Origin of the sequence: Streptomyces sp. NPDC097619, assembly GCF_040302735.1 — a bacterium.
Classification (GTDB): Bacteria; Actinomycetota; Actinomycetes; order Streptomycetales; family Streptomycetaceae; genus Streptomyces.
The window spans coordinates 1-8,197 of the sequence record NZ_JBEOSD010000238.1 but is presented as its reverse complement, the minus strand read 5'-3'; the positions used below and the strand labels follow the sequence as shown (position 1 = coordinate 8,197).

Genomic DNA, 8,197 nt, shown 5'->3' with positions numbered 1-8,197 from the left:
GAAGAACTCGACTTCGAAGGTCAGGCAGAATACCCGGCTCACTCCCACCCGGCGGGCGGGGCGGCGGGCCCTCGCACGAACCACCGCGCGTCGGCTAGTCGGCGGACCGCTTGGGCCGCCACACCACCAGCGCGCTCGTCTGCTGCACGTCCTGGTACGGGACCAGGTCCCGCCGGTAGGAGGCGTGCACCTGGGCCTCCCGCTGCTGCATGGCCCGGGCCGCGCCGTCCACCGCGGCGGACAGTTCGGCGACCCGCGCCTGGAGCGCGGCGACCTGGTTCTCCAGCTCGATGATCCGCTTGATGCCGGCCAGGTTGATGCCCTCGTCCTGGGACAACTGCTGCACCGTGCGGAGCAGTTCGATGTCACGGGCCGAATAGCGCCGACCGCGCCCGGCGGTCCGGTCCGGGGAGACCAGACCGAGGCGGTCGTACTGGCGGAGGGTCTGCGGATGCAGACCCGACAGCTGGGCGGCGACCGAGATGACGTACACCGGGGACTCGTCGGTCAGCTCATAGGGATTCCGGCGTCTGCCGTCCGTATTCATGGGCTCACGCTCCCTTCGCGGCCTGGAACAGCTCTTCCCGGGGGTCCTGGTCCGCGGTGGCGTCGCGGAAGGCCTCCAGGGCGTCACGCGCCTTGTCGGACAGCTGCGCGGGCACGGCCACCTCGATGGTGACGAGGAGGTCGCCGCGGGTGCCGTCCTTGCGGACCGCGCCCTTGCCGCGGGCCCGCATCGTACGACCGTTGGGGGTGCCCGGGGGAAGTTTGAGGGTGACGGCGGGGCCGCCGAGGGTCGGTACCCGCACCTCGCCGCCGAGGGCCGCCTCCGGGAAGGAGACGGGCACGGTGACGGTCAGGTTGTCGTCCTTGCGGCCGAACACCGGGTGGGCGTCGACGTGGACCACCACGTACAGGTCGCCCGCCGGTCCGCCGCGCTCGCCGGGCGCGCCCTTGCCGCGCAGCCGGATCCGCTGCCCGTCGGAGACGCCCGCCGGGATGCGGACCTGCATGGTGCGCGAGGAGCGGGCGCGACCGCTGCCCTTGCAGACCTCGCAGGGGTTCTCGGCGATCAGGCCGCGACCCTTGCAGTCCACGCAGGGGTCGGTGAGCGAGAAGCCGCCCCCGCCGCCGCGGGAGACCTGGCCGGTGCCGACGCAGGTGGGACAGACCCGGGGGGTGCCGTTCTGGTCGCCGGTGCCCGAACACGCCTTGCAGGGGGCCTGGCTGGACATGCGCAGCGGGACGGTGGCCCCGTCCACGGCCTCGGTGAAGCTGAGCGTGACCTCGGACTCGATGTCCTGGCCCCGGCGGGGCTGGGTGCGGGCACCCGGGCCGCCACCGCGGTTGAAGAGGCCGCCGAAGACGTCGCCGATCCCGCCGCCGCCGAAGCCACCGGCTCCGGCGCCGCCCTGCGCGCCCCCGAAGAGGTCGCCCAGGTCGAAGTTGAAGGAGCCGCCGGAGCCGGGGCCCGGGCGGAAGCCGCCGCTGCCGAAGAGGGCGCGGGCCTCGTCGTACTCCTTGCGCTTCTTGGGGTCGGCGAGGACGTCGTTCGCCTCGGAGATCTCCTTGAAGCGCTCCTCGGCCTCGGCGTTGCCCTTGTTGGCGTCCGGGTGGAACTCGCGGGCGAGCTTGCGGTACGCCTTCTTGATCTCGGCCTCGGTAGCGTCCTTGGGGACGCCGAGAACCTTGTAGTAGTCCTTCTCGACGAAGTCCTTCGTGCTCATCGACGTCCCTCCTCCCGCTGCCGGGTGTTCTTCCTGTGCGGCCGGTCGGGGCCGGTCGCTGCTGGTACTGCCGGGTGACGGCCGCCGGTGGGGCGGCCGTCACCCGTTCTGTCGCTGCCGGGCGGCGGTGTTACTCGTCGCCCTTGCCCTCGGACTCCTCGGAGCCCTCCGGCTTGGCCGAACCCGGCTGGGGCTCGGCCACGGCGACCCGCGCGGGGCGGATCGTACGCTCGCCGATCCGGTAGCCGGGCTGCAGGATCGCCACGCAGGTCGTCTCGGTGACGTCCGGCGCGTACGAGTGCATCAGGGCCTCGTGGATCGTCGGGTCGAAGGGCTCGCCCTCCTTGCCGAACTGCTGCAGGCCCATCTTGGCGACGACCGTCTCCAGGGACTCGGCCACCGACTTGAACCCGCCGACCAGCTCGCCGTGTTCCCGCGCGCGGCCGACGTCGTCGAGCGTGGGGAGGAGCTCCGACAGGAGGCCGGCGACGGCGATCTCCTTGACGGTGACCCGGTCCCGGTCCACCCGACGACGGTAGTTCTGGTACTCGGCCTGGAGCCGCTGGAGGTCCGCGGTGCGCTCGCCGAGCGCGCTGCGGGCCTGGTCCAGCTGGGCCAGCAGGCCGACGTCGGACGCGGACTTCGCTTCCCCGGCCGGGGCCGCCTCCTCCGCGGAGTCGGCGGCCTTCGGCTCCTCGGGCGTGCCCTCGGCGGGGACTTCGGGCTTCTCCTCGAAGCCCGGGGTCTCCTCCGACATCAGGCAGCGCCGCCCTTCGGCTTGTCCTCGTCGACGATCTCGGCGTCGACGACGTCGTCGTCGGCGGCCTTGGCGCCCGCGTCACCCGGGGTGCCGGCGGCACCCGCGGCCTGGGCGTCGGCGTAGATCGCCTGGCCCAGCTTCTGCGAGACGGCCGCGACCTTCTCCGTGGCGGTGCGGATCTCGGCGGCGTCCTCGCCCTTGAGCTTCTCCTTCAGCTCGGCGACGGCGGCCTCGACCTCGGTCTTGACGTCCGCGGGGACCTTGTCCTCGTTGTCCTTGAGGAACTTCTCGGTCTGGTAGACGAGCTGCTCGCCCTGGTTGCGGCTCTCGGCGGACTCGCGGCGGCGCTGGTCCTCCTCCGCGTACTGCTCGGCCTCCTGGCGCATCCGGTCGACCTCGTCCTTCGGCAGCGAGGAGCCGCCGGTGACGGTCATCTTCTGCTCCTTGCCCGTGCCCAGGTCCTTGGCGGTCACGTGCATGATGCCGTTGGCGTCGATGTCGAAGGCGACCTCGATCTGCGGCACGCCGCGGGGGGCCGGCGGCAGACCGGTCAGCTCGAACATGCCGAGCTTCTTGTTGTACGCCGCGATCTCGCGCTCGCCCTGGTAGACCTGGATCTGCACGGACGGCTGGTTGTCCTCGGCCGTCGTGAAGATCTCGGACCGCTTGGTCGGGATCGTGGTGTTGCGCTCGATGAGCTTGGTCATGATGCCGCCCTTGGTCTCGATGCCGAGGGACAGCGGGGTCACGTCGAGGAGCAGGACGTCCTTGACCTCACCCTTGAGGACGCCGGCCTGGAGGGTGGCGCCGATGGCGACGACCTCGTCCGGGTTCACGCCCTTGTTGGCCTCCTTGCCGCCGGTCAGCTCCTTGACGAGCTCGGCGACGGCGGGCATGCGGGTGGAGCCGCCGACCAGGACCACGTGGTCGATCTCGGAGAGGGCGATGCCCGCGTCCTTGATGACGTTGTGGAACGGGGTCTTGCAGCGGTCCAGGAGGTCCGAGGTCAGCTGCTGGAACTGGGCGCGGGTGAGCTTCTCGTCCAGGTGGAGCGGGCCCTCGGCGGACGCCGTGATGTAGGGCAGGTTGATCGAGGTCTCCGTGGAGGAGGACAGCTCGATCTTGGCCTTCTCGGCGGCCTCGCGGAGGCGCTGGAGGGCCATCTTGTCCTTGCCCAGGTCGACGCCGTGGCCGTTCTGGAACTGCTTGACCAGGTAGTCGACGACGCGCTGGTCCCAGTCGTCGCCGCCGAGGTGGTTGTCACCGTTGGTGGCCTTGACCTCGACGACGCCGTCGCCGATCTCCAGCAGGGACACGTCGAAGGTGCCGCCACCGAGGTCGAAGACGAGAATGGTCTGGTCGTCCTTGTCGAGGCCGTAGGCCAGGGCGGCCGCAGTCGGCTCGTTGACAATGCGCAGGACGTTCAGACCCGCGATCTCGCCGGCCTCCTTGGTGGCCTGGCGCTCGGAGTCGTTGAAGTAGGCCGGGACGGTGATGACCGCGTCCGTGACCTTCTCGCCCAGGTACGCCTCGGCGTCGCGCTTGAGCTTCTGCAGGATGAAGGCGCTCATCTGCTGCGGGTTGAAGCTCTTGCCGTCGATCTCGATCTTCCAGTCGGTGCCCATGTGGCGCTTCACCGAGCGGATGGTCCGGTCGACGTTGGTGACCGCCTGGCGCTTGGCGACCTCACCGACGAGGACCTCGCCGTTCTTGGCGAAGGCGACGACGGACGGCGTGGTCCTGGCGCCCTCTGCGTTGGTGATGACGGTGGGCTCGCCGCCTTCGAGAACGCTGACGACGGAGTTAGTCGTGCCCAGGTCGATGCCGACCGCACGTGCCATTTCATTGCCTCCATGACTTGAGTGGAACAGGCTCAAGGATGCCTCACGGATTCCAGCGAGTCAACAGAGCTGAGTCAAGGCGACTCAACTCTTGCGCCTGCCTTCCACTCAGTTAACTCCTCGGCCCGCCGGAACGTGCCGGTTTGCGACCCTCGTTCGTCCCTGATCCCGCCCCCTAGGGCCCACCCGACCCGCCGGCGCGGCTCCGGCGGGGATGCGGCGGGATACGGGCGCCCCGCCGGCCGGGCTCGACCGGAGCGCGGTACGCGGCCGGGGCGGGGCACGTCCGAGCGGGGGACCCGGCCCGCGCGGCAACGCGCCCGCGGGCGGGCGGCCCGGCACCGTGACCGCATGCCCGCCACACCCTCGCCGTCCCGCCCCCGGCGGGCCCCACGGCACCCGCGCCCCGCCGGCCGGATCCTCGCAGGCGGCCGGCCCGGCCCCGCGGCCGCGACCCTGGCGGCCCTGCGCGGGGCCCGGGACACCCTCACCGCCCGGACCGGCCGGCCCTCCGCCCCCCGGCCGCCCCGCCCCGACCGGCCGCCCCGGTCCACCCGCTCCCTGTCGCCGGCCCGCGCGCTCCGGGCGGTCGCGGCCCGCCTCGGACGCCTCCCCCGGCCGGGGGCGAAACGGGTCTTCGACCTCGGCGCGGCCGCGCTGCTGCTGGCCGCCGCCCTGCCCGCGCTCCTGCTGCTGGCCGCCGCCCTCGCCGTCTCCTGCCGGGCCGCCCCGCTGGTCCGGGCCCCCGCGACGGGGCTCGGCGGGCGCCCGTACCGGCGCTGGCTGCTGCGGACCGCGGGCAGCCCGCTGGGCGACCGGCTGCGGCGGCACCGGCTCCAGGGGATCCCGCAGCTGTGGAACGTCCTCCGGGGCGAGATGTCGCTGGTCGGGCCGAGGCCCGAGCTACGGCCGGGCCCCCGCGGGCGCCTGTGGGTACGGCCCGGGATGACGGGGCTCTGGCAGGTCAGCGCCCGCTCGGAGCTGCCCTGGGAGGAGATGACCCTGCTCGACCTGCACTACGTGGAGCACCATTGGCTGGGCATGGACCTGGCGATCCTGGCCCAGACCCCACGGGCGGCCTTCCGCGCCGCCCCGGCCCCGGACCCGCTCGTCACCGAGGAACCGCCCCCGGTCCCGGCCCCCGCCCCCGCGGACCGCGTCACGCTCCCCGCCGCACCGGCCGCACCCACCGCGCCCACCCCCACCCCGCACGCTCCGACGGCGGTGGACGCGGCGCAGGCCCCGCCCGCCCCGTCTGTCACTCTTGACCCGCCCGGCACGAGCGGCGCGGCGGCCCGCGAGGGCGACGGCGGCGGCGCCGGTAACCGGGGGGTCACCCGGGCCCGCCCAGGCCCCGCATAGGGTGACCTGAGCGACACAGATCACCGCCCGCACAACTACAGTGCGGCCCTATAAGTGGGTAACCTCAGGCTTGACCGAATAAGTTACTGCCTAGTAATCCGCCTCGCAGGCCCGCCCGAGGAGCCCCCCAATGCAACTCGCCGCGATCATCGTGTCGCTGGTCCTGACCGTGGTCGGCGTCGCGCTGCTCGCCCGAGCCGTGGCGCAGATCTACCGGTTCGTGAATCTCGGCCAGCCGGTTCCGGCAGGCAGCCGCACCGACCGCCCCAAGGAGCGGTCGCTCACCCTGGTCCGCGAGTTCCTCGGCCACAGCCGCATGAACCGCTGGGGCATCGTCGGCTTCGCGCACTGGTTCGTCGCGATCGGCTTCCTCACGCTGCCGCCCACGCTCGTGCAGGCCTTCGGCCAGCTCTTCAAGGCCGACTGGATCCTCCCGGTGGTCGGCGGCTTCCTGCCGTTCGAGTTCTACACCGAGTTCATCGGCCTGCTCACGGTCCTCGGCATCGTCGTCCTGATGGCGATCCGGCTGCTGAACCTGCCCTCCAAGCCGGGCCGCAAGTCCCGGTTCGCGGGCTCGAAGGCCTGGCAGGCGTACTTCGTCGAGTGGATCATCCTGCTGATCGGCCTGGCGATCCTGAACCTGCGCGGCCTCGAAGGCGCCCTGCACCACGTCGAGTCGTACGACCTGGCGTACTTCGCCTCGTACCCGCTGGTGCTGGCCTACAAGGGGCTGTCCGTCGCCACCCTGCAGAACCTGGTCTACATCACCGCGCTGTTCAAGATCGGCGCGACGATGATCTGGATGATCACGGTCTCGCTCAACACCAACATGGGCGTGGCCTGGCACCGCTTCCTCGGCTTCCCGAACATCTGGTTCAAGCGGAACGCCGACGGCGGCACGGCGCTCGGCGCCCTCCAGCCGATGACCTCGGGCGGCAAGCAGATCGACTTCGAGGACCCGGGCGAGGAGGACGTCTTCGGCGTCTCCCAGGTCGAGCAGTTCTCCTGGAAGGGCATCCTCGACTTCTCCACCTGCACCGAGTGCGGCCGCTGCCAGTCGCAGTGCCCGGCCTGGAACACCGGCAAGCCCCTCTCCCCCAAGCTCCTGATCATGTCGCTGCGCGACCACGCGCACGCCAAGGCCCCGTACCTGCTGGCCGGCGGCGGCAAGACCATGGAGGGCGAGGAGAAGGCCACCGAGGAGCAGCTCGCCGGCGTCCCGGCCGCGGCCCTCGCGGAGGCCGAGCGCCCCCTCATCGGCACCGCCGAGGAGAACGGCGTCATCGACCCGGACGTGCTGTGGTCCTGCACCACCTGCGGCGCCTGCGTGGAGCAGTGCCCGGTGGACATCGAGCACATCGACCACATCGTCGACATGCGCCGCTACCAGGTGATGATCGAGTCCGCGTTCCCGTCCGAGGCGGGCACGATGCTCAAGAACCTGGAGAAGAAGGGCAACCCCTGGGGCCTCGCCAAGAAGCAGCGCGTGGAGTGGACCAAGGAGGTCGACTTCGAGGTCCCGATCGTGGGCAAGGACGTCGAGGACCTCTCCGAGGTCGACTACCTGTACTGGGTCGGCTGTGCGGGCGCCCTGGAGGACCGGGCCAAGAAGACCACGAAGGCCTTCGCCGAGCTGCTGCACATGGCGGGCGTCAAGTTCGCGATCATGGGCGGCGAGGAGAAGTGCACGGGCGACTCCCCGCGCCGCCTCGGCAACGAGCCGCTCTTCCAGCAGCTGGGCCAGGAGAACGTGGCCATGCTGAACATGGCCTTCGGCGAGGACGACGAGGACGAGTCGACGAAGAAGCCGAAGTCGGCGAAGAAGATCGTCTCGACCTGCCCGCACTGCTTCAACACCATCGCGAACGAGTACCCGCAGCTCGGCGGCGAGTACGAGGTCATCCACCACACCCAGCTGCTCCAGCACCTCATCGACGAGGGCAAGCTGCTGCCGGTGACCCCGGTGGACGGTCTGATCACCTACCACGACCCCTGCTACCTGGGCCGCCACAACAAGGTCTACACGCCCCCGCGCGAGATCATGTCGGCCGTCCCGGGCCTGCGTCAGCAGGAGATGCACCGCCACAAGGAGCGGGGCTTCTGCTGCGGCGCCGGTGGCGCGCGGATGTGGATGGAGGAGCGGATCGGCAAGCGCATCAACAACGAGCGCGTGGACGAGGCCCTGTCCCTCAACCCGGACATCGTCTCCACCGCCTGCCCGTTCTGCCTGGTGATGCTCACCGACTCGGTCAACGGCAAGAAGAACGACGGCAAGGCCAAGGAGTCCGTGCAGGTCGTGGACGTGGCCCAGCTGCTGCTGGAGTCCGTGAAGACCCCCGCCGACCCGGAGCCGGAACCGGCCGAGGAGCCCCAGCCGGAGCCCGCGGCCTGATCCCGACCGAAGCGTCGTGAGACGGACGGCCGGTCCCCCCCCCCGGGGGGGGACCGGCCGGCCGGGGGTGAGGGGGGCGGTTGGTGCGGGACAGATAGGGAGAGCGGAGTGGTGG

Annotated in this window: 6 protein-coding genes; 2 read left to right on the top strand and 4 right to left on the bottom strand. The window is 71.3% G+C overall.

Features of this window, described 5'->3' with window-relative positions; all coding sequences use genetic code 11:
* Positions 1-94: 94 nt before the first annotated feature.
* The 4 genes from ABTZ17_RS35030 to dnaK form a co-directional block, all read right to left on the bottom strand.
* The gene (locus ABTZ17_RS35030; RefSeq protein ID WP_352199852.1) at positions 95-547 is read right to left on the bottom strand and encodes a heat shock protein transcriptional repressor HspR; all 453 of its coding nucleotides are present in this window, start codon (positions 545-547) and stop codon (positions 95-97) included.
* Positions 548-551: 4 nt separating this feature from the next.
* Complete coding sequence (gene dnaJ / locus ABTZ17_RS35025; protein WP_352199851.1) at positions 552-1,727, bottom strand: molecular chaperone DnaJ; 1,176 nt, start codon at positions 1,725-1,727, stop codon at positions 552-554.
* 130 nt (positions 1,728-1,857) lie between these two features.
* Complete coding sequence (grpE, locus tag ABTZ17_RS35020; protein ID WP_352199850.1) at positions 1,858-2,484, bottom strand: nucleotide exchange factor GrpE; 627 nt, start codon at positions 2,482-2,484, stop codon at positions 1,858-1,860.
* Positions 2,484-4,328 carry a molecular chaperone DnaK gene (gene dnaK, locus ABTZ17_RS35015; RefSeq protein WP_352199849.1) on the bottom strand — a complete coding sequence of 615 codons (1,845 nt, stop codon included), beginning with the start codon at positions 4,326-4,328 and terminating at the stop codon, positions 2,484-2,486. The genes grpE and dnaK overlap by 1 nt, the downstream gene beginning before the upstream one ends.
* A gap of 351 nt (positions 4,329-4,679) precedes the next feature.
* Between dnaK and ABTZ17_RS35010 the strand changes: the two genes are divergently transcribed.
* Both ABTZ17_RS35010 and ABTZ17_RS35005 read left to right on the top strand, forming a co-directional pair.
* Entirely contained in the window at positions 4,680-5,690 is a 1,011-nt protein-coding gene (locus ABTZ17_RS35010; protein WP_352199848.1) for a sugar transferase, read from the top strand.
* A 130-nt stretch (positions 5,691-5,820) separates the two neighbouring features.
* On the top strand, positions 5,821-8,082 hold the full coding sequence (locus ABTZ17_RS35005; protein ID WP_352199847.1) for a heterodisulfide reductase-related iron-sulfur binding cluster: 2,262 nt from the start codon (positions 5,821-5,823) through the stop codon (positions 8,080-8,082).
* The last annotated feature ends 115 nt before the right edge of the window (positions 8,083-8,197 follow it).

What these genes read in the sequence shown, in the direction of transcription:
- ABTZ17_RS35005 (WP_352199847.1), top strand. Translation starts at nt 5,821, where the DNA reads ATGCAACTCGCCGCGATCATCGTGTCGCTGGTCCTGACCGTGGTCGGC.
- dnaJ (WP_352199851.1), bottom strand. Translation starts at nt 1,727, where the DNA reads ATGAGCACGAAGGACTTCGTCGAGAAGGACTACTACAAGGTTCTCGGC.
- ABTZ17_RS35030 (WP_352199852.1), bottom strand. Translation starts at nt 547, where the DNA reads ATGAATACGGACGGCAGACGCCGGAATCCCTATGAGCTGACCGACGAG.
- dnaK (WP_352199849.1), bottom strand. Translation starts at nt 4,328, where the DNA reads ATGGCACGTGCGGTCGGCATCGACCTGGGCACGACTAACTCCGTCGTC.
- ABTZ17_RS35010 (WP_352199848.1), top strand. Translation starts at nt 4,680, where the DNA reads ATGCCCGCCACACCCTCGCCGTCCCGCCCCCGGCGGGCCCCACGGCAC.
- grpE (WP_352199850.1), bottom strand. Translation starts at nt 2,484, where the DNA reads ATGTCGGAGGAGACCCCGGGCTTCGAGGAGAAGCCCGAAGTCCCCGCC.